The 22189-nt window shown below is 34.0% G+C and carries 22 protein-coding genes and 1 tRNA gene; 12 read left to right on the top strand and 11 right to left on the bottom strand.

What is annotated here, in order from left to right; genetic code table 11:
• The first annotated feature begins 103 nt into the window (after positions 1-103).
• Positions 104-2836: a zinc-dependent metalloprotease gene (locus tag ACFX5E_RS04765; protein WP_379854028.1), complete on the top strand. Its 2733-nt coding sequence runs from the start codon at positions 104-106 to the stop codon at positions 2834-2836.
• A gap of 55 nt (positions 2837-2891) precedes the next feature.
• On the opposite strand, the gene pth is transcribed toward ACFX5E_RS04765, so the two are convergent.
• From pth to ACFX5E_RS04750, 3 genes are all read right to left on the bottom strand, one after another.
• Positions 2892-3566, bottom strand: coding sequence for an aminoacyl-tRNA hydrolase (pth, locus tag ACFX5E_RS04760; RefSeq protein WP_379854027.1), 675 nt, complete (start codon positions 3564-3566; stop codon positions 2892-2894).
• Between the two features lie 404 nt (positions 3567-3970).
• Complete coding sequence (locus ACFX5E_RS04755; RefSeq protein WP_073205004.1) at positions 3971-4582, bottom strand: 50S ribosomal protein L25/general stress protein Ctc; 612 nt, start codon at positions 4580-4582, stop codon at positions 3971-3973.
• A gap of 43 nt (positions 4583-4625) precedes the next feature.
• Complete coding sequence (locus ACFX5E_RS04750; RefSeq protein ID WP_379854026.1) at positions 4626-5567, bottom strand: ribose-phosphate pyrophosphokinase; 942 nt, start codon at positions 5565-5567, stop codon at positions 4626-4628.
• Between the two features lie 291 nt (positions 5568-5858).
• Here ACFX5E_RS04750 and ACFX5E_RS04745 point away from each other — a divergent pair.
• Positions 5859-5938 (top strand) — tRNA-Leu (locus ACFX5E_RS04745).
• Here the strand turns inward: ACFX5E_RS04745 and ACFX5E_RS04740 are convergent.
• The 3 genes from ACFX5E_RS04740 to ACFX5E_RS04730 all read right to left on the bottom strand — a co-directional run bounded on the left by ACFX5E_RS04740 (position 5892) and on the right by ACFX5E_RS04730 (position 9667).
• Positions 5892-7493, bottom strand: coding sequence for a recombinase family protein (locus ACFX5E_RS04740; RefSeq protein WP_379854124.1), 1602 nt, complete (start codon positions 7491-7493; stop codon positions 5892-5894). The two genes, ACFX5E_RS04745 and ACFX5E_RS04740, sit on opposite strands and share 47 nt — an antisense overlap.
• Positions 7494-8035: 542 nt before the next feature.
• On the bottom strand, positions 8036-8713 hold the full coding sequence (locus ACFX5E_RS04735; protein ID WP_379854025.1) for a recombinase family protein: 678 nt from the start codon (positions 8711-8713) through the stop codon (positions 8036-8038).
• Between the two features lie 306 nt (positions 8714-9019).
• The gene (locus ACFX5E_RS04730) at positions 9020-9667 is read right to left on the bottom strand and encodes a hypothetical protein (protein ID WP_379854024.1); all 648 of its coding nucleotides are present in this window, start codon (positions 9665-9667) and stop codon (positions 9020-9022) included.
• Positions 9668-10270: 603 nt separating this feature from the next.
• On the opposite strand from ACFX5E_RS04730, the gene ACFX5E_RS04725 reads away from it, so the two are divergent.
• Positions 10271-10723: a hypothetical protein gene (locus tag ACFX5E_RS04725; RefSeq protein ID WP_379854023.1), complete on the top strand. Its 453-nt coding sequence runs from the start codon at positions 10271-10273 to the stop codon at positions 10721-10723.
• Positions 10713-11294, top strand: coding sequence for a hypothetical protein (locus ACFX5E_RS04720; protein WP_379854021.1), 582 nt, complete (start codon positions 10713-10715; stop codon positions 11292-11294). Before ACFX5E_RS04725 ends, ACFX5E_RS04720 begins: the two co-directional genes overlap by 11 nt.
• 466 nt (positions 11295-11760) lie before the next feature.
• On the opposite strand, the gene ACFX5E_RS04715 is transcribed toward ACFX5E_RS04720, so the two are convergent.
• The 5 genes from ACFX5E_RS04715 to ACFX5E_RS04695 all read right to left on the bottom strand — a co-directional run bounded on the left by ACFX5E_RS04715 (position 11761) and on the right by ACFX5E_RS04695 (position 14902).
• Positions 11761-12372, bottom strand: coding sequence for a hypothetical protein (locus ACFX5E_RS04715; RefSeq protein ID WP_379854020.1), 612 nt, complete (start codon positions 12370-12372; stop codon positions 11761-11763).
• Between the two features lie 164 nt (positions 12373-12536).
• Positions 12537-12860 (bottom strand): type II toxin-antitoxin system PemK/MazF family toxin, encoded by a 324-nt coding sequence (locus ACFX5E_RS04710; protein ID WP_379854019.1) that lies wholly within the window; start codon positions 12858-12860, stop codon positions 12537-12539.
• Positions 12860-13108, bottom strand: a complete 249-nt coding sequence (locus ACFX5E_RS04705) for an AbrB/MazE/SpoVT family DNA-binding domain-containing protein (protein ID WP_379854018.1) — start codon at positions 13106-13108, stop codon at positions 12860-12862. The genes ACFX5E_RS04710 and ACFX5E_RS04705 overlap by 1 nt, the downstream gene beginning before the upstream one ends.
• Before the next feature lie 237 nt (positions 13109-13345).
• Positions 13346-13711, bottom strand: coding sequence for a toxin-antitoxin system YwqK family antitoxin (locus tag ACFX5E_RS04700; protein ID WP_379854017.1), 366 nt, complete (start codon positions 13709-13711; stop codon positions 13346-13348).
• Between the two features lie 177 nt (positions 13712-13888).
• Positions 13889-14902, bottom strand: a complete 1014-nt coding sequence (locus tag ACFX5E_RS04695) for a TlpA family protein disulfide reductase (protein ID WP_379854015.1) — start codon at positions 14900-14902, stop codon at positions 13889-13891.
• A 161-nt stretch (positions 14903-15063) separates the two neighbouring features.
• Here ACFX5E_RS04695 and aspS point away from each other — a divergent pair, with 161 nt between their 5' ends.
• The 8 genes from aspS to nuoF all read left to right on the top strand — a co-directional run bounded on the left by aspS (position 15064) and on the right by nuoF (position 22182).
• Complete coding sequence (gene aspS / locus ACFX5E_RS04690; RefSeq protein ID WP_379854014.1) at positions 15064-16815, top strand: aspartate--tRNA ligase; 1752 nt, start codon at positions 15064-15066, stop codon at positions 16813-16815.
• A gap of 125 nt (positions 16816-16940) precedes the next feature.
• Positions 16941-17135: a cold-shock protein gene (locus tag ACFX5E_RS04685; protein ID WP_007137066.1), complete on the top strand. Its 195-nt coding sequence runs from the start codon at positions 16941-16943 to the stop codon at positions 17133-17135.
• A 241-nt stretch (positions 17136-17376) separates the two neighbouring features.
• The gene (locus tag ACFX5E_RS04680; RefSeq protein WP_379854013.1) at positions 17377-17742 is read left to right on the top strand and encodes an NADH-quinone oxidoreductase subunit A; all 366 of its coding nucleotides are present in this window, start codon (positions 17377-17379) and stop codon (positions 17740-17742) included.
• 119 nt (positions 17743-17861) lie between these two features.
• Positions 17862-18410, top strand: coding sequence for an NADH-quinone oxidoreductase subunit B (locus ACFX5E_RS04675; RefSeq protein WP_073205026.1), 549 nt, complete (start codon positions 17862-17864; stop codon positions 18408-18410).
• A gap of 3 nt (positions 18411-18413) precedes the next feature.
• A complete protein-coding gene (locus ACFX5E_RS04670; RefSeq protein WP_379854012.1) occupies positions 18414-18935 on the top strand; it encodes an NADH-quinone oxidoreductase subunit C in 522 nt (173 codons plus the stop codon).
• Between the two features lie 33 nt (positions 18936-18968).
• The gene (locus ACFX5E_RS04665; protein WP_379854011.1) at positions 18969-20207 is read left to right on the top strand and encodes an NADH-quinone oxidoreductase subunit D; all 1239 of its coding nucleotides are present in this window, start codon (positions 18969-18971) and stop codon (positions 20205-20207) included.
• A 75-nt stretch (positions 20208-20282) separates the two neighbouring features.
• Complete coding sequence (locus tag ACFX5E_RS04660) at positions 20283-20813, top strand: NADH-quinone oxidoreductase subunit NuoE family protein (RefSeq protein WP_379854010.1); 531 nt, start codon at positions 20283-20285, stop codon at positions 20811-20813.
• Between the two features lies 1 nt (position 20814).
• Positions 20815-22182: an NADH-quinone oxidoreductase subunit NuoF gene (nuoF, locus tag ACFX5E_RS04655; protein ID WP_379854009.1), complete on the top strand. Its 1368-nt coding sequence runs from the start codon at positions 20815-20817 to the stop codon at positions 22180-22182.
• Positions 22183-22189: the final 7 nt, after the last annotated feature.

Here is a 22189-nt window from a genome sequence, read left to right as displayed (position 1 = left end):
ATAAACTAATGGATTAAATTCAATATTTCTTTCAAAATAATACAGAATGAATCCCTACATTAACATAAATGCTTTAATTTTGGGGATTATTTAATTTCCAATCATGAAAAAAATTGTACAATATCTTTTAGTTGCATTTGTTGTTCATTCAACTTTGAATGCTCAAAATAATTCTGCTTGGACAAGAATTAATCAGGACAATAAGACTCTTTCGGATAGAAATAATGCAAAACCTAATGCAGATAATCAGCTGTTTTTTAAATTTGACGAGGTGGTTTTGAAGCAGTCTTTGCTTTCCTTGGAAGATAAAACTAGTAAAACTAGTAAAGTTGAAATTCTAATTCCAAATAAAAATGGAAAATTAGAACGATTTTCGGTTTGGGAATCCTCGAATTTCGCGCCGGAATTACAAGCCCAATACCCGGATATTAAGTCTTATGCAGGGATTGGTGTTACAGATAAAAAAGCGTCTGTAAATTTTAGTTTGTCGCCAACGGGAATTCAAACCATGATTTTAAGAGCTGATGAAGGTTCTGAATTTATAGAGCCTTATTCTAAAGACAATAGTGTTTATGTGCTTTTTGATTCAAAAAACAGGGATAGAGGGAATTTACCTTTTAGCTGTAAAACCGAAGATTTGGCTATAAATAAGCAATTATTGAAGACAACAAACAAAATAGCAGCTAATAACAGAGTTTTCAAAACACTAAGGTTAGCTTTATCATGTACTGGCGAATATGCTACTTATCATGGCGGAACCATTCCTTTAGCTTTAGCGGCCATGAATGCCACTATGACTAGAGTTAACGGGATTTTCAATAAAGACCTAGCCGTAAAGTTACACATCATAGGCAATGATAATCTTATAATATATACAGATGCCTCTACGGATCCTTATTCTGCTGCTGCAACTGGATTAAAGCCACTCGCGGGTTGTAGTAGCACTACTGGTGATTGTCCGGGGACTTGGAATAATGAATTGCAAACGACACTGACGAACGTGATTGGGGAAGCAAATTATGATATTGGTCATTTATTTGGCGCTTCAGGTGGGGGAGGAAATGCAGGATGTATCGGATGTGTTTGTGATGCGGGAAGAAATACTGAGTCAACTCCGGTTTATAATATAGGAAAAGGAAGTGCTTTTACATCACCAAGTGACGGTATACCACAAGGAGATACTTTTGATATAGATTTCGTAGCGCATGAAATGGGGCATCAGTTGGGTGCAAATCATACCTTCTCATATGACATTGAACAGACAGGTGTAAGTGTAGAGCCTGGAAGCGGTTCTACCATAATGGGTTATGCGGGAATTACTGGTAGTTATGATGTCCAAGCTAATTCGGATGATTATTTTGCCTTTGCAAGCATTAAACAAATACAAGATAATCTATCTACAAAAACTTGTCCTGTCAGTACGGTGGTAAGCAACAGTCCGCCAATAATTAGCGCTGGTTTAGATTATACAATACCTACCAGTACCGCTTTTAAATTGACAGGTACTGGTTCTGATATCAATTTCGATACTGTTTCCTATTGCTGGGAGCAAAATGATACGGCTATAGCACAAAGTGGCGCAGATAGTTTTGCAGTTCCTACAAAGACAGATGGACCTCTTTTTAGATCAATTTACCCTAGTAGCTCAAAGGTTAGATATATGCCTGCTTATAGTTCAGTATTATCTAATCGATTGACCTCAGCATGGGAATCGGTATCTTCGATTGGCAGAGCACTTCATTTTACTTTAACAGGCAGAGATAACGCTGCGCAAGGTGCTGCCCAAACCAATACGGATGAAATGGTAGTGAATGTAAGCGGAACGGTTGGTCCATTTGCTGTAACATCACAAAATATAGATGATTTAAGTTGGGCTAAGGGATCGTCACAAACGATAACATGGAGTGTGAATGGTTCAAATGCTTTAGCTGGATCAACAAATGTAAATATCAAACTTTCTATCGATGGTGGTTTGACATTTTCTACACTTTTAATTGGGAATACTCCCAATGATGGGTTAGAAACCATTACTGTTCCTAATGTTGCTGCTACAAATTGTAGAATTTTGATTGAGCCAACAGCAAATATATACTATGCTGTAAACAGCAAAGCTTTTGCAATAGGATATTCTGTTACTTCTTCTTGTACTACTTATGCTTTTGCAACTCCTTTTAATATACCTGATAATTCAACTATTTCTAAAACTATAAATATTCCAGCTTCAACAGAAACAATTGTCGATGTGAATTTTGCGGTTAGTTTTTCCCATAAATATTTAGGAGATGTACAGCTAGAAGTGGTCAGTCCGACGGGTACTATTGTAAAGTTGTTCGAAAGAAGTTGTGGGGCAGCTGATAGTAGTTTGATATTGAATTACGATGATGCTGGGGGAGCACTTGTTTGTGGGACAATCACTGCTCAAACCGTAGCTCCATTTGATCCTTTATCTGTTTTTAATGGGCAAAATAAACAAGGTTTTTGGACATTTAGAGCCAGCGATGCTGACACTAATGATATAGGAAAAGTAGATTCGGCGTCTATTACTATTTGTGCACAATCGTTTACACTTGCGGCGCCTGAATTTGAAATTAATGATTTTGTTTTGTATCCAAATCCAAACAAAGGAAATTTTAACGTTCAGTTTACAAGTGCATCATCAAATGGAGTGAAGGTATTAGTTCAAGATTTATTAGGAAGAAAACTATTTGAAAATGAATTTAAAAACGATACCAATTTCAATGAAAATATTCAATTAAAAAATGCCCAGCCGGGGATTTATTTATTGACCGTTATTGACGGAAATAGGAAAGATGTCAGAAAAATTGTGATTAAATAGTCAATATATAAGCTACTAAAAAAAGGGAAACGTTTTAATAGCGTTTCCCTTTTTTTTATTTTCCGTTGAATGCGGTCATGGTGTTTTCTAATCCGGCAGTCCCAAAGGATTTTATAATCTCGGAAGCCAATTCCAGCCTCTCCGGAAGTGCTGTTTTTTCAACATCGTCCCAGTCGCCAAGCACATAATCAACTTGTTTTCCTTTTTTGAATTCATCGCTGATACCAAAACGGAATCTTGCATAGTTCTGCGTATTCAGGACAAGATTGATGTTTTTTAATCCGTTGTGTCCGCCGTCGCTTCCTTTTTGTCGGATGCGAATGGTTCCAAAGGAAAGATTCAAATCATCTGTAATGACCAGAATGTTTTCCAAAGGAATATTTTGCTTGTCCATCCAGTATTGAACGGCTTTTCCGCTCAAATTCATGTAGGTGTTGGGTTTCAAAAGCAGAAAAGTTCTTCCTTTGAATTTGTATTCGGCCAGTGCGCCCAGTTTTACGGTTTCGAAAGAAACGCCTTCTTTTCGGGCCAGGAAATCCACTATTTTAAAACCTATGTTGTGACGAGTGTTTACATATTCGGCGCCAATGTTTCCAAGTCCAACTATTAAAAATTTATTACTCACGCTTTCTATATTGTTTTTTTGGTGTTCGTGAACCTCCGGTTTCATACAGCCTGTATTGTCTTCTGTTTTTGGTGATGAGAATAAATTCGAAATCCATTTTATCATGCTGCAAAAGTAAACTAATGGCAATTATTAGAACAAAACAGTTTAACTTTTTTTGAGTTTTTAAACCATATAAGGGATTTAAGTTCATTTAAGGAAGGAAAGTGTAGGATTGCTCAATAATAGATTTAGAAAATCGTTATGGAGAACAAAATAGTTGTGGATAGCCCTGATGGAAGTGGCATCCTTTTTATCCTGAACTTGTTTCAGGATCCTGAAATAAGTTCAGGATAAAAAAGATAGAACGGACAGCAGGAGGATTCATGCTTAAAATGGAGAGATTTGTGCTCCTAATTATTTAAAATAGGACAATGAGATTACTTCGTTCCTAGCAATGACAAAAAGTAACGCGCATAAAAAAAGCACCAGTTTTACAACTGATGCTTTTTTGAATGATTGAAAAAATATTATTTTTTCTTTCCTTTTGCAGGAGCTTTCGCTGCTTTTGCTGCTTCTTGAGCTGCTTTCATAGCTGCACGAGAGATTCTTACTTGAGCAACAACAGTGTTGTCAGGGTGGATTAATTTGTAGTTTTCGTTAACTAATTTAGTAACGTACAATTTGTTCCCCATTTCAAGTGGAGTAATGTCAGCTTCAATAAAATCTGGAAGATTTTTTGGTAAAGCTTTTACTTTAAGTTTACGAGTGTTCAAACGTAAAACACCACCAGCTAAAACACCTTTAGATGTTCCAACTACTTTTACAGGAACTTCCATAGTGATTTCTTTGTCATCAAATAATTGAAAGAAGTCAATATGTAAAATCTTGTCAGACACCGGGTGAACCTGGATGTCTTGTAAAATAGCGTTAAATGATTTTCCTTTTCCAAGATCGATCTCAACTGTGTGAGCGTTTGGAGTGTAAACCAAGTTTTTGAAAGCCATAACTTCTGCTGAGAAATGAACTGCCTGATTTCCTCCGTATAATACGCAAGGAACCAATCCAGCATTACGTAGGGCTTTAGTCGCAACTTTACCCACGCTTTCTCTTTCTGATCCTTTAATTGTAATCGATTTCATTGTAAAAAAAATATAGTTATTAAATAATATTACTTGTTTGGGGTTACATTATGAACTTTCCACTTATGGAATTGTTATGATGTACCATGTGCATAACTTCAGCAAAAAGTGGCGCACAACTCAACACTCTTATTTTTTTTGATTCTTTCTTTAATGGAATAGAGTCGGTAACTATTAATTCTAATAATTTAGAATTTTCTATTTTTTCGTAAGCATCACCAGATAAAATTGCGTGAGTACATATCGCTCTTACGCTCAATGCTCCCTTTTCCATCATTAAATCAGCGGCTTTCGCCAAAGTGCCTCCGGTATCAATCATGTCATCTACTAAGATTACATTTTTACCTTTTACTTCACCAATCAATTCCATGGTGTCAATAATATTGGCTTCTTTTCTTTGTTTGTAACATATAACTACGTCAGATTCTAAAAATTTAGAATAAGCGTAAGCTCTTTTAGAACCACCCATGTCTGGAGAAGCAATTGTTAAATTGTCTAATCCTAAACTCTTTACATAGGGCAAAAATATTGTCGATGCAAAAAGGTGATCTACTGGTTTTTCAAAGAATCCTTGAATTTGATCTGCATGCAAATCCATGGTCATTACTCTTGTTGCTCCAGCACTTTCTAATAATTTAGCCACTAATTTAGCTCCTATCGGTACTCTTGGCTTGTCTTTTCTGTCTTGTCTTGCCCATCCAAAGTAAGGTATTACTGCGGTGATGTGTCTTGCCGAAGCGCGCTTTGCAGCATCAATCATCAGTAATAATTCCATTAGATTATCTGCCGTTGGAAAAGTCGAACAAACGATAAAAACACGTAATCCTCTGATAGATTCTTCGTAGGAAGGTTGAAATTCACCGTCGCTGTATTTTGACATGGTGATTTTCCCTAAAGGGATTCCGTATTGCTCTGCTATTTTCTCAGCAAGATATACACTTTGTGAACAAGCAAAAATTTTAGCTTCTGGTTCTAGGTGTGACATTTAATTTGTTGTTTTTATTCCGCTGCGCTTCATTCAATTCGGCTTTGTTGTGCGTGTAAAGCCGTATGTTTGTATTTGCCTCGGGTGTAGTTAGTTGTGTGTTCCGTTTTTAGCGAGGTGCAAATTTATAAAATTTATTCAACTCTGAAAGGAAAAAATTAAGTATTTTTAGTTGAATTTTTAATATTATTTTTTACATTTGCAGCGTGTTAAAGGAATTGATGGTTGATTTAAACACAATCACATCTTTTATTGCGTTGAAGTAACTGTCGTTATTTCATGTCTAGCTAAGCCCGGATGGCGGAATTGGTAGACGCGCTGGTCTCAAACACCTGTGGGAAACCGTGCCGGTTCGACTCCGGCTCCGGGTACTTTAACGGTCAAACTGTAATTTTTTACAGTTTGACCTTTTTTTATGCCTTCTAAACCCTTGCTACTTCTAGTCAAAACGTTGATTACTTCATTTACATTAGTGGTTCGACAACCATCATTTCCGAAAATTAGTTTTCCTGTAAATAATGAACCAGCTAAGATTCTTTTACCCTCATAATCACTTTCCATGAACAAAATATCTAAATTTGCTAGTAACTCTATACCAGCATCTACATATTGTTTTATAGAGTCATTGCTTGTGTTGAGGCTTTCGATTTCATCATTAACGGTCATTAACTCTTTATTGATTCGGCTTGTCATATTGTTAAATGTCTCTGGTGTTACTTCGTGGTCCAATAACATATTCTCGGCATTCTCTAATCGTGATTTTAGATTCCTTTGGCGTTCTAACATGGTTTTAAGCTGATTACTTTTATTACCGTTGATTTGGGATTCTGAATCTTTTAATACTTCTGCAAATAGCTCTTTTACATTTTCGTTAATTTGTAAATCAATTAACAAATCGGATATTTTTATGTGCGTTTCTTCTGCTGATACTCTAGTTTTACACTTATTTCTGCAATGATAGTAAGCATATTTTTTACTCCTTCCTTTAGATGAACTTCCAGTTATTTGATTACCACAAAGTTCACATGTTAGAAAATCACGTAATGGAAATTCTAAATTAGTGTGACTTGGTTTTAATCCGTGCCATCTCTTACCGCTAAATATTTCTTGCACCTTCTTGAAGGTAGCCATATCAATTAATGGTTCGTGCACTGCATTAACAATCTTAGCTGATTCTTTTTTATATTCTGGGACAACTATTTTGCCAGCATATACTAAATTTTTAAGCATTTCGGTAAAAGCACTTTTTCCTAAAATCATGCCATCATTATAAAGTCTTTTTCTAGTAGTTTCAATTGATTCAATATCCATAGCAACTTCTCTAAAAGCTCTTATAACAAAGTGAGCATTATTATTAGGGATTAGTATGGACCTTTTGCCTTTGTTAACTCCTCTCTGGGTTTTATGTCCATCTCTATGGCTATCGTATCCAAACGGAGCTCTGCTTGCATAATACCCTTGTGTTTTAGCTTCGTAGGTGCCGTCTTTTGTTCGGCTGGCTATTTTTCTTCGTTCCGCTTCACCAATAGACAAGTAAAAACTTAATAGAATTATTTTGTCTGGATTTTCTGGTTCCAGCCATTGTTCAGCTGCATTAACCTCAACACCCATATTTTCAAATTGTGAAATTATGTTGAACGCTTCATGTACATTTCTGGAAAATCGGTCCCACTTTGCAAACAAAACTTTATCTACGGTTCTTTTATTGCTTTTGACAAATGATTGAAGATTACTCCATTCTGGGCGTTTAAAGTTTTTTGCCGAATGGTCTTCTCTGTAAATTGCTAAAATATTATAGCCTCTTAGCTGGCAAAATCTTTTCAATGATTCCTCTTGATAGTCTAAGCTAAACCCTTTTGCTTGCTCGTCCGTGCTAACCCGTAGGTACAATATAACGTTGTCTGATTTTGTATTTATTTTATCCATTATTTTTAAATTTATTTTTTGGTATTGTTTATTTTTTTGTGGCATACTTCTGCCACCTTGTATAGTACATTGCGGATTAGTTCTATTTCTTCATCCTTGTATTGTATCTTATTTTTGTTTAATCTTTTTTTGCATTCGGTAATACTTAACACTTTGTTTTCTCAGTCGTCTTTTCCCTATTTTTTATTTTGACGGTAGGAGTAGAATAGTTATTTTTTGGTCACAGCTGGTCACCTCCAAATCATTCTCATAATTTGATTTGGATATATGGTATGTTTAAAGTTTCAGTTCAAAAATGAAATGAAATACATACTCTGGGCATAAACATGCCAATGTAAATTTTGTGTTTGCTGAAACCACTTTTAGGAAAACAAAGTGGGGAAGTAAGTGTTATCGTCTTAACAGTTTAACTGCCCTCATGCGAGTTATGAGTAAGTTTTCAAAAAGAGCTGGTTTAAGAACCAGTTTTAGCCTTCAATCCAACTTATACAAATATACTAAGATGATTGTTAAGTTTCAAGTTAATACAGTGCTGTTTTGTACTAAGCTGATTCTAATAGTGTTCTACTATATAATTGGTGAACTGTTGATGCCATGAACTGATTACCGTATCTCGTTTTGAAGTTCAGTTGATTGAGGTATTCCGCAATTTGTCGATAACTCATTCCTTTTTCTTTGCAACTAAGAATGACGGACTGTGCTTGCCTGTTCCTGTCATTGTTAACGGCATTTTCCTTAATCTTTTTAAGTCCTTGGGCTCTAGCATCATCATTAAGATTCTTAGGGTTGCCAAGCACTATTCCTTTTTTCTTGAGTTCTGCCAGAGCCTGTTTAGTTCGGGTGCTGATTAACTTTGCCTCTTGTTCAGCCAAGGCACTAAAAATATGAACTGTAAAGTTATTGGCAGAAGGCATATCCACCGCTAAGAATTGAATTCCAGCATCCATTAGAGAGCTAACAAAATTTACGTTTCTAGCCAATCTGTCCAGCTTTGCGATTACCAAAATAGCACCTTCATTTTTTGCCATTTTAATCGCTTTATGGATTTCGATGCGTCCCCTTTTATTGGTCCCAGTTTCAACTTCAGTAAACTGTTCAATAATTATTCCTTCTTGTGAATCAACATATTTTAATACTGAACTTCGTTGAGCGGACAATCCTAAGCCACTAATTCCTTGCTCCTTTTTGCTCACCCTGTAATATGCTACAAACTTTTTCATACATCTGATTTTAAGGTGTAATAAATCTTAATCGTCCGTTCGTGATTTATTACACCACAAAGATTCCAGGCTTTTTTGGAATATCCTAGAAAAATCCTGGTTTTCCTGGTTTGCAAGTATTTATAATTTTTTAAGCATAAAAAAACGAGGGTTTTTAGACCTCGTATTTTTTTTTTTAAACTATTTTGATTCTTTAGGATATTTTATTCTCCAATGAACCCTTTATGTGTAATGACAACCCTTTTTCTCTTAAAACATTAAAATTACTTAGTAATAATTGGAATTGTCGCTTAGTTACTTTTATCTTCACCCTAAACAAGTATTAGCCTTTAAATTATTTCCTAAAATATCCCAATCCTCTGTCATGGTCCCTTCTTTAGTCATGTAAAACACACCCGCTTTGTATGGGTCATAAATATCTATGTCTACACGGTCATAACTAAAATAGTGTTGTACTTCGGCAATAATTTCTTGATGGAGTTTTTTATTTGCTATATCTAGAACCAAATGATTGTGGTAGCCTGTTCTATTGGTAAATGGCTCGCTGGTGAAAAACAATCGTAAAGCGGTAGCGTGACCGTATTTGTTCTCTAAGTGTTCGTATAAGCCGTGCATTTGCTTAAAACAACTCTTTTTGTTTCTCTCCGCTTTATACGCTACCGTGATAAAGAATGACCAATCCAATTGCCATATTCTGAACTGCAAACTCCCTTTGTCGATTAGACAGCAGTCAATCAAATTTTTCATGGATTGATTCTCTTGTCTCAAGAGCTTATTTTCGTCAAACATTATTTCATTATCAAAATACCTAGCATGGTCGATGGGGAAAACTCTCTTTCCACTTTTCATTTTTGTTTCTGCAAATAAATCTTCATTTACTTTGTAAAATCGATATATTTTACTTTTACTTCTTTTAGTGGTGAATATAAATTCTTTTATGTTTTCATACTTCATTTTTATTAATTTGTTAATATATTGTTATTGTTCAGATACAGGAATCCTATACAAGGGGATTAATCAAGTATCATTTACAATAAATACTAACGAATTTCTAAAAGTGTAGCTTTTTGGGACTTTTTTTATCTTTTTTTTTTAAAGATGTATTTTATTGGTGTCCCAAAGTGACACAGCTAGAAATATTTACAAAACTAATCTGAAAGTTTGCTTACAGTATCATATGTTCTGAGAGGTTGAGGTCACATACATGTGCTGAGGGTGGTAATTTAAAAGAAAACATTACTGTTGCGAAGTAATTATGGACCGAAAGTGGGGTGAGGGTGACTGTTTCCATGTTTAAGCTTTTATTTAGTTTCTTATGACGTGCGAAACAGGAACGTTAAAGGAACATTAACTGCACAATAAACGCTGTGTAAAGTTATATTTCGGAAAAATTAATTGTCTTTGTTAATAAGATTATACATATATTTGTTTTTAACAAAATCAGTCGTTAACTATACATAGCCACCCAAATTAAGGCAAGTTAGAAATGATTTTATTCATAAGTTGGGGGGCAATCTACCAATCCAAGGAGAATTTAACAAGCTATTTTAACAAACTATGAAAACTATTTTCCTGATTATAACATTACTATTTTCTATTTCAAATTATTCTCAATTTGGCGTAACAAAAGATATAAACATAGCTAAAAATGAAATAAAGAAAATATTGAAAAATAATAATTTTAACCTTATTAAAGAAAAAAAAGAATTTAGAAGCGAAACAAATTCTGTATATCTTTTATTTTACAAAGAAGAATTTCATGTAAACTTGAACTACAATGCATATCAAAATTGTTTCTTAATTCAATTCATTATTGATTCTAAAAACAAAGAAAAATTATATGAAAAATTATTAACAACATTTAATTTTTCAAAATGGGAATATAAATCTAATGATAATAGTTGGGTTAGAAAATTGAATACTTATGAATATAAAAATATATCTATAGAAACAAAGGAATATAAAAATCCTAAAGAAATCAACTATTCAATAACTTTCGATGAAAAATAATGATATACTAAATGAAAATCAAATCAAATCAAAATTAATTTTTTCAACTATTTTCATAACATCATTTGAATTATTATCAAATCTAATTATAACGAATCTAAAAGGGCATATTTGTTATGATTGCATCATATTAAAATCCGATAACTCTTTTGATTTTAAAGATTGTGAGATATACTTAAATACGATTAAAAACATTAAACATAAAGAATTAAAAAATAGCAAAAACGAATTCTATTCTTGTTGTAAATGGTATTTAAAAGAAGAAATAATAGATTTAAATGAATTTAATAAAATACAAGAAATTAGAAAATATAGGAATAAACTTTCTCACGATTTTACAAACATTTTACTTAATAATGAAATTGAAATCAATGAAGAATTAATAATTGAATTAAAAATAATACTTCAAAAAATTGGAGAATTTTGGTTTAAAATCGAATTGGATATTACAAATATCGATTCTATTAATAGTAAAATCGAGCCAAATATAATTTCGGTTAAGTTAGTTGAATATTTAGAAGGTATTTTACAAAGCGAAAAAACTTCCACAAGAGATAGTTTAAAGCAATGATTTTTATTTCAAAATGCTTTTTGAGTTCTAAACTTATTTTATGCAATTTCTCCAAATTGACTTTAGATTTTTTAAGATTACCCGCTCGGGAACCTTGTTTGTTATTCAAAAGTCAGTTTTTGATATTATATAGTTCGTCACTAATCGTGGACAATATTGGTGTTCTAATAAGGTCTGTCTCTGGTTAACAGTATATAAGCATGCGAAAGTTTCTTTAAATCTTGGATAAAAAGATTCGACAATTCAATCGTAAAGGGTACAAAAACCGCTTCGAAAGAAGCGGTTTTTTTGGTTTTATACCACAATGAATTTTGATGTAGTTTGTTTTGTTTGCTCTGGTCTGTGGGCACGGAATGGAATTATACGCTATCAAACTAAAGATGTATCTGTGCAATCGGGTTTCGTTTCGCCTCTGTGCAATTTATTGAGAATTTTCTCGAAGATTGGAAATTATCTAAAAATTAAACTAGCTTCTAGCATCAGTTACAATACTTCTAATAATTTGATCAAGTTGGTTGGAGCTTTCTAATATCATGTCGCAAATGTTACTTGTATTACTGTCCAATAATGTTTTGTCTAAAATACTAGTAAGGCCAATTATATTACTCAATGGGGCACGAACAAGATGTGATTGTTGAAAAATAATGTTTTTTATGGTATTACTATTTTTTTCATTCTTTTCATTTGCCTTTTGCAATTGTAATTCTTCCCCAACAAATTTTGTTATATTATATCCTAAACAGAATATTCCAGCAGGTTTTTTTTTATCATCAAACATTGCTTTATATTCCCATTGAGTATAAACATAGCCACCCTTTCCGTCGTGTTTTCTAATTGTCGCCGGAAATAATTTAGTCGGATTCTCAAAACATTTGGTAGAAACTTCGATACAAGTATTTATATCGTCAGTGTGCATTGTAATATGGTACGGTTTTCCAACTAAGTTGCTATCTATATATGAAAATTCTCTAGCATAATGTTCATTTATATATGAATATTTACCATCCATATCAGTGCTTATAGTATAAAATAAGGTGGAATTATTAAATAATCTTTTAGTTTCTTCAACGTTTTTCATGTTACTTAGTTAAGATTAGCTAAATATAATGTAAAATTCTTATAATTTGAGTGTCTGGAATAATTTTTTTTATTTGCGCCGCTGTAAATTATTGAAAAATGTAGCTATGAAAAATCATCGACTTTGAGGTTTGCTGTAAAAAGTAAGTATGTTGAAATAATTTGTCACTCATTAAAAAACTCAAACAATAAATTATTTATAGCAGTTCGCAACGTTTTTGCAATGGTGCCGTCGGTTTTCACGATGTGGCTTTTGTCAATACTTTTGATGTGGTCAAAACACAATTCGCCTTCAATGTTTTTGTGATTTGTAAGTATTCTAAATGGATATCCTTTGGGTTTTGAGGTAAACGGGACTATAACAATAGTGTTCATATAGGTATTCACACTGTTGGGCGAAACTACTAAACAAGGCCTTATTTTTGATATTTCACTTCCTTTGGTGGGGTTCAAATCGACCAATACAACATCCCACTTTTTATAAATCATCAATGCCATCTGTGATGGGTTATATCAAAATCGTTGAGATCGTCTTCAGGTTCTATCTTCATTTTAGCGAGAATGCTTCCCCATTCGCTTCGTGGTGGCGTGGTCGTTAGTGGTTTAATAATCAAAGTATTGTCGGCTAGCTCTAAGACAACTTCTTTGGTTCCCAATGCATTTAGGAAGTCTTTAGGAATCCTAATCCCATTAGAATTGCCTATTTTTATAATTTGTGTTTGGCGGACTTTTATCATACAGCAAATGTAATTACTTTTGTGATTACTTTTTGATTTTTTATAACTAATTTGTCTGTCTATAATTGCAAGTGAAGTATTTTTTTCGATTTCGAAAAAGTCACTTTACAAATGAACCATTAAGAAATTAAGTTTAAAAGGCTTAATTTCTTAATGGTTCTGATTTTTTTGCGGATTGTATTTATAGATGCTAATTATTAGGACCTATATTTTGTAGGTTTCTGTGATAGAGTTTTTCTAATCAACGTTCACAAGAGCTTCTCGTTTCCAGTTTTTGACGGCAGCTATTCTGTTATTAGAATAGTCAACTTCATTTAAATTTGTAAACGCATTGTCATTGTTTTGAGTCCAAAAAAACCATTTTCCGGTTTTAACTCCTTTTCTATATTCACCAGACGAAATTTTGTTTCCCGTCTGATCGTAAGAAACCCAAGCTCCTTCTAATTTCCCGTTTTCAAAAAAACCTTCTTGTTGCACTTGACCGTTTTCAAAAAAGTAAGTTGCTTTAAGTTTTTTTCCAAAAGGTTCCAATACTGGTTTTACTTCTTGTGCAAAAGTCATCCCTGAGAATAATATTGCTACTAAAATTATGCAATTTTTCATATCGTTAGTTTTTAATGTGTTATAGATTTGTTATTCAAAATTAAATAATATTTTACATTTAAAACACATTTACATAACAATTTAATAACATTGGACAAAAACTTAACATTGGAAAATTAAAAAACATAAAAAAAGCCAGTGTTTACGCACTGACTTTGTTATTTGGGAAATTATTGATTAATTCAAAAATGCATCCAATTGAACCTGTAATTCCGCTGAAGAAGGTCTTGCAGCATCAGCATTTACGATTTTGCCTGTAGGATCTATTAAAATAAATCGTGGAATACTGTTTATTCCGTACTCTTTGATGAATTGAGAATTCCAATTATTATCTGCAAAAAGCTGTACGCCGCCCAATTCTTTTTCTTTGATTAAAGCTTTCCATTTGTCCAAATCTTTTTGTGCATCGACGGAGATACTTACAAATGAAATATTTTTGCCATGGTATTTTTCTTCAATTTTTTTCAAAAAAGGAATTTCAGCACGACAAGGACCACACCAAGTTGCCCAAACATCAATATAAACATACTTCCCTTTAAAATCCTCTAATTTTGTTTTTCCTCCGGCGTAATTATCATAATTAAAAGAAGGAGACATCGTATTCGCCAATTTGCTTTTAGCTAAATTAGCTTCGTAATTCATTTTATAGCACGTTACTGCACCATTATAATTTTCATCGATAGTTTTCTTTTGAAGGTCAATAAAAACAGGATCTAACTTCGTGTTTTCCAAACGTTTTAAATCGTCTGCTTTTTTCTTTTCCAATCCTTTCAAAAAATCAACTTCATTTGCGGCAAGCAATTTTCCCATATCGGTTTGTTCTTCATATAAGGAATTCTTAGCTAAAAAATTATTTTCCAAAGCCCCTTTTCCTTTGTAAGTTATAGACTCGTCAAACATTTTGGTGTCCATTTTTAAGGCCAAATCAAATCCGTTTTTTAAATACACTATTGTAAATTCATTGCCGTCAGATAAACCATATCTTCCTGGAACAACATTCATAGTGTCTTTAAAAGTACCTTCACTGCTGATCTGAATTTTTTTAATCAATTTATTTTTACCGTCCGTAATGTATATTGCATCGCCGTTTTTATTGGCTATTTCGCCTTGAAAAGTCATATACTTGTTTTTTTGAGCCATACCACTCAAAGTGCTGATTAATGCAAGTGCAGTAAAAAATAATTTCTTCATAATTAATTGGGTTTTTAATTTATAGCGTCCCAAATCTAAAGAAATCACTTATAAAAATTTTAAACATTAACATAATTTTTCATTTTAAATTCCATCTACGTGTATAGTTTTCTGAATTAATTTGATTTTTGTGTTTACTTTTGCAGTCTAAAATTTAAATCATGTACAGAAGTCATAATTGTGGTGAACTAAACGCCTCACATATTAATACAGAAGTTACGCTTGCCGGTTGGGTTCAAAAATCACGTGATAAAGGATTTATGAATTGGGTAGACTTACGTGACCGATATGGAATTACACAATTGATATTTGACGAAGGCCGTTCTGAAAAATCAGTTTTCGAATTGGCAAAAACCTTAGGTCGTGAATTTGTAATTCAGGTAAAAGGAACTGTTATTGAGCGTGAGGCCAAAAATAAAAACATGACTACGGGTGACATTGAAATTTTAGTTACCGAACTAAATATTCTGAATGCTTCTTTAACGCCTCCTTTTACTATTGAAGATGAAACGGATGGTGGCGAAGATATCCGAATGAAATACCGCTACTTGGATATTCGTAGAAATCCAGTAAAGAATAACTTGATGTTTCGTCACAAAGTAGCCATGGAAGTTAGAAAATATCTTTCTGATTTGGATTTTTGTGAAGTGGAAACGCCTTATTTAATTAAATCTACGCCTGAAGGAGCCAGAGATTTTGTTGTTCCTTCCCGCATGAATGAAGGACAGTTTTATGCTTTGCCACAATCGCCACAAACTTTCAAACAATTATTGATGGTGGGAGGAATGGATAAATATTTCCAAATTGTGAAATGTTTCCGTGATGAAGATTTACGTGCAGACAGACAACCAGAGTTTACACAAATAGATTGCGAAATGGCTTTCGTGGAACAAGAAGATATATTGAATATTTTTGAAGGTTTGACAAGACATTTACTGAAAGAAATAAAAGGCGTCGAAGTAGAGAAGTTCCCAAGAATGACCTACGAACATGCTATGAAAACATACGGAAATGACAAACCGGACATTCGTTTCGGAATGGAATTCGGAGAGTTGAATGAAGTGGCGAAAAGCAAGGATTTTCCAGTTTTTAATGCAGCGGAATTAGTGGTGGGAATTGCAGTTCCTGGAGCTGGAAGTTATACTCGTAAAGAAATTGACGCATTAATTGATTGGGTTAAGCGTCCTCAAGTAGGTGCGTCAGGAATGGTGTACGTGAAATGTAACGATGACGGAACTTATAAATCATCCGTTGATAAATTCTATGATCAATCTGATTTAAGCAATTGGGCAAAAACAACCGGAGCACAATCTGGCGATATGATTTTTGTTCTTTCGGGACCGGCTGACAAAACCCGTTCTCAGTTAAGTGCTTTGCGTATGGAAGTTGCAACACGATTAGGTTTGAGAAAACCAACTGAATTTGCTCCGCTTTGGGTTGTTGATTTTCCGTTATTGGAATTTGACGAAGAGAGTGGGCGTTACCATGCAATGCACCATCCTTTTACTTCTCCAAAGCCGGAAGACATGCATTTACTAGAAACTAATCCTGGGAAAGTTCGCGCTAATGCCTACGATATGGTTTTGAATGGAAATGAAATTGGCGGTGGTTCAATTCGTATTCACGATAAAGCGACACAACAATTAATGTTCAAATATTTAGGTTTTACAGAAGAGGAAGCTAAGGCGCAGTTTGGATTCTTAATGGATGCATTCCAGTTTGGTGCTCCGCCACATGGTGGACTTGCTTTTGGATTGGATAGATTGGTAGCCATTCTTGGTGGACAAGAAACAATTCGTGATTTTATTGCTTTCCCAAAAAACAATTCGGGAAGAGACGTAATGATTGATGCGCCATCAATAATTGATGAATCACAATTAAAAGAGTTGCATATTAAATTAGACGTAGTGTAGTTTATCGTTTTTATTTGTTAGAAAACGTTGAATATCAATATTTTTGCAAAAAAAAACATAATATTATCTTTCGTATTATATTAAAGATTACATTTGCTTCATTATAAATTATTATTACAATTACAATGCGTACAGGTACAGTTAAATTTTTCAATGAGTCTAAAGGTTACGGATTCATTACAGACGAAGAAACAGGAAAAGACATTTTTGTTCATGCATCAGGAATCAACGCGGAAGAATTACGCGAAGGTGACAGAGTTAGCTATGAAGAAGAAGAAGGAAGAAAAGGAAAAGTTGCTGCGAAAGTAGCAGTTATCTAAGCAGAAAAATTCATTTTTTTGTTAAGAATGTTTAAAACGTTTCGATTTATTTCGAAACGTTTTTTTTTTAGTTAGATCGAAAATTCTTGTTAAAAAATCAAAATGAATTTCCCTTATTTGGAATCAATAAAAATTAGTTGGTAATCGTATTTTCCTTTAAACTAAAAATTGTTTTAAACTTGTGTTTTAAATACTTGAAACCTATCTTTGTGGCTTATTCTCATTCATAAATACACGTAATATGCAATCCGATCAATTAAATTATATTCCAATTTTAATGCAGTTCATTTTGGCTGTAGGATTTGTAGTTGGTACCATAGTGGTTTCTGGAAAATTAGGTCCTAAAAGAAGGTCTGAAGTCAAGGGTAAAAACTTCGAATGCGGTATTGAATCTGTAGGTAACGCAAGAATTCCGTTTTCAGTAAAATATTTTCTAGTTGCTATATTATTTGTTTTGTTTGATGTTGAGGTAATTTTTCTTTACCCATGGGCAATCAATTTCAAGGAATTGGGAATGGAAGGAATGGTTAAAATGGTGATTTTTATGTTATTGCTTTTGGTAGGTTTTTTCTACATTATCAAAAAGAAAGCTTTAGAGTGGGAATAAAAATTAGATGCAAATTAGAAATTATGAATTTTAAAAATTTCAATTTCTAAAGTATTTAAAAGAATGGGTTTAAATTTTAAATTATAAACCCAGGGTTCATAATTAATAATTTTACAAAGATGAGTGATTCAAATATAAAAATGGTTGAGCCGCCAGAAGGTGTTGTTGGAGAAGGTTTCTTCGCTACAAAACTGAATGATGTTGTGGGAATGGCTCGTGCTAATTCATTATGGCCATTGCCTTTTGCGACATCTTGTTGTGGAATTGAGTTTATGGCAACAATGGCTTCGCATTACGATTTGGCACGATTTGGTTCTGAGCGTGTGAGTTTTTCTCCTCGTCAAGCAGATATGCTAATGGTAATGGGAACAATTTCAAAAAAAATGGCGCCAATTTTACGACAGGTTTACGAGCAAATGTCTGAACCTCGTTGGGTTATTGCTGTTGGAGCTTGTGCTTGTTCCGGTGGGATTTTTGATACCTATTCCGTTTTACAAGGAATTGATAAAGTAATTCCCGTAGATGTTTATGTTCCGGGTTGTCCTCCTAGACCAGAGCAAATAGTTGATGGTGTGATGAAATTGCAAGAATTAGTAAGAAATGAATCTGTAAGAAGAAGAAGTTCTCCTGAATACCAAGAATTATTAGCTTCTTATAATATCAAATAAATAATGGCTTTAGAAACGATACAAATTCAAGATAAATTAACGGAAACATTTGGAGAGAATGTTTCTCATTACAATCAAGAAAAAGATATATTTTCATTTGAGGTAACGGCTGATAATATCACTGCAGTAATCCTTTTTTTGAAAAATGATCCGGAATTACGTTTTCATTTTTTAACTGATTTATGTGGGATTCACTATCCTGATAATGAAGTTAATAGGCAATTTGCGGTAGTGTATCATTTGCACAACTGGTATGAAAACAAACGTATTAAAATCAAGGCGTTTATTGATGGCGAAAACCCTCAAATTAGAACCATATCTAATATTTTCTTAAGTTCGAATTGGATGGAAAGAGAAACATTTGATTTCTACGGTATAGATTTTATTGGACATCCACAATTGAAACGTATTTTGAATATGGATGAAATGATTTCCTTTCCAATGCGAAAAGAATTTCCAATGGAAGACAGCGGAAGAACGGATAAAGATGACCGTTTCTTTGGAAGAACGACAGACAATTATTAAAAACACACTATTATAATTTTTCACATTAAATAAATGTCAGAACTATTATTACCACCAGAGCATAGATATGCTAAAAGAATCAAAGAGCAGCTAAACGAAGACGGAAGCGAGCTTTCGATTCTTAATTTAGGGCCTACACACCCGGCAACTCACGGTATTTTTCAAAATATCCTGTTGATGGATGGGGAAAGAATTCTGGAAGCGGAACCAACGATTGGTTACATTCACAGGGCTTTCGAGAAAATCGCTGAAAACCGTCCGTTTTACCAAATCACACCTCTTACTGATAGAATGAACTATTGTTCATCACCTATAAATAATATGGGTTGGTGGATGACATTAGAAAAACTGTTAGATATTGAAGTTCCTAAAAGAGCACAATATTTAAGAGTTATTGTAATGGAATTGGCGAGAATCACGGATCATATTATCTGTAATTCGATCCTTGGTGTGGATACCGGAGCCTATACCGGATTTTTATATGTGTTCCAATTTAGAGAAAAAGTTTACGAAATCTACGAAGAAATTTGTGGAGCGCGTTTGACTACTAATATGGGAAGAATTGGTGGTTTCGAAAGAGACTGGTCTCCAGAAGCTTTTAGAAAATTAGATATTTTTTTAGCTGATTTTCCTGCTGCCTGGAAAGAATTTGAAAACTTATTCGAAAGAAATAGAATTTTTATTGACAGAACTGTAAATGTAGGAGCTATAACAGCTGAACAAGCTATGGCTTACGGTTTTACAGGTCCAAATTTACGTGCCGCAGGAGTCGATTATGATGTTCGTGTAGCGCAACCATATTCTTCTTACGAAGATTTTGATTTTATAATTCCTGTTGGAAAATCAGGCGATACTTACGACCGTTTTTGTGTTCGTAATGCCGAAGTTTGGGAGAGTTTGAGTATCATTCGCCAAGCATTAGAAAAAATGCCGGAAGGAAATGACTTTCATGCTGATGTTCCGGATTATTACCTTCCTCCAAAAGAAGATGTTTACCATAATATGGAATCGTTGATTTACCATTTCAAAATTGTAATGGGAGAAGTTCCTGTTCCAGTTGCTGAAATCTATCATCCTGTTGAGGGTGGAAACGGAGAATTAGGTTTCTATTTGGTAACTGACGGAAGTCGCACTCCTTATAGGTTGCATTTCCGCAGACCTTGTTTTATTTATTATCAAGCGTATCCGGAAATGATTAAAGGTTCATTGCTATCGGATGCAATTGTTATTTTGTCAAGTTTAAATGTTATTGCTGGAGAATTAGACGCATAAAGATTATTGATTAACGATTTCAGATTTTAAAATAAAACTTTGTGACTTTGCGCCTTCGCGGCAAAAAAAATAAAAATGGAAAGAACGTATCACAAACAAGAAATAAATATTACCGAAGCATTGATGAATCGCATCAATGAATTGATAGGTCATTATCCTGAAGATAAAAGAAAATCGGCATTATTGCCTGTTTTACATGAAGTTCAAGATGCACACGAGAATTGGTTGAGTATTGAATTAATGGACAAAGTAGCCGAAATCCTTTTGATTAAACCAATTGAAGTTTACGAAGTAGTTTCGTTTTATACGATGTACAACCAAAGGCCAGTTGGAAAATACATGTTCGAATTTTGTCAAACTTCGCCTTGTTGTTTGAACGGGGTGGAAGATTTAATGGATTATACCTGTGAAAAATTAGGTGTAAAAGTGGGTGAGCCTACTCCAGACGGTCTTTTTGAAGTGAGAGGAGTTGAATGTTTAGGTGCTTGTGGTTACGCTCCAATGATGCAATTAGGCGATTTTTACAAAGAACATTTGACGGCAGCAAAAATCGACCAGTTAATTGAAGATTGCAAAAACGATACAATAATATTACACGATAAATAATATGTCACAAAAAATATTATTAGACAAAATAAATATTCCAGGAATTAAAACTTACGAAGTATACCGTCAAAACGATGGTTATGCTTCAGTAGAGAAAGCCATAAAAACCTTAACACCGGACGAAGTGGTCGAAGAAGTGAAAACTTCAGGATTGCGTGGTCGTGGTGGAGCAGGTTTCCCAGCCGGAATGAAATGGAGTTTTATTGATAAAAAATCAGGAAAACCAAGACATTTAGTTTGCAACGCCGATGAATCAGAGCCGGGAACTTTCAAAGATCGCTATTTGATGGAATTCATTCCTCATTTATTGATTGAAGGAATGATTACTTCCAGTTACGCTTTGGGTGCAAACCTTTCTTATATCTACATCCGTGGAGAATACATGTGGGTTTATAAAATATTAGAAAGAGCCATTAACGAAGCAAAAGCTGCCGGATTTTTGGGTAAAAATATATTGGGTTCAGGCTATGATTTAGAACTTTATGTTCATTGTGGTGCCGGAGCTTACATTTGTGGTGAAGAAACTGCATTGATCGAGTCATTGGAAGGAAAAAGAGGAAATCCTCGTATCAAGCCACCATTTCCAGCTATTTCAGGACTTTGGGCAAATCCTACTGTTGTAAATAACGTGGAAACTATTGCCGCAGTGCCTTGGATTATCAATAATACAGGTGCGGAATATGCTAAAATTGGTATTGGTCGTTCTACTGGAACCAAATTAATTTCGGCTTCGGGACATATTAAAAATCCGGGTGTTTACGAAATTGAATTGGGTTTAAGTGTTTACGAATTCATGAATTCTGATGAATATTTGGGCGGAATGAGTTCTGACAGGCCTTTGAAAGCTTTTGTACCGGGAGGAAGTTCTGTTCCCGTTTTACCTGCACATTTAATTTACAAAACAGCAAACGGTGAAGATCGTTTGATGTCATACGAATCGTTAAGTGACGGTGGATTTGCAACAGGATCTATGTTAGGATCAGGTGGATTTATCGTTTATAATGATACGTCGTGCATCGTTCGTAATACTTGGAATTTCTCTCGTTTTTACCACCATGAAAGCTGTGGACAATGTTCACCTTGTCGTGAAGGTACGGGCTGGATGGAAAAAGTATTGCACCGAATAGAAAACGGTCACGGTCGGGAAGAAGATATCGATTTGTTGTTGAGCATTCAAAGTAAAATTGAAGGAAATACAATTTGTCCTTTAGGTGACGCGGCAGCTTGGCCAGTAGCAGCGGCTATTCGTCACTTTAGAGATGAGTTTGAATACCATATTCGTTTCCCGGAAAAAATAAAGAATAGAGACCATTTTGTTGAAGAGCCTTTTGAAAAGGTAAAGAATTTAGTTTCTAAAGTAATCGTATAAAGTCAAG

Origin of the sequence: Flavobacterium xylosi, from assembly GCF_042787345.1 — a bacterium.
Taxonomy (GTDB): domain Bacteria; phylum Bacteroidota; class Bacteroidia; order Flavobacteriales; family Flavobacteriaceae; genus Flavobacterium; species Flavobacterium xylosi.
Note: the sequence above shows the minus strand (reverse complement) of the source record. Positions and strands in the feature narration are given on the sequence as shown.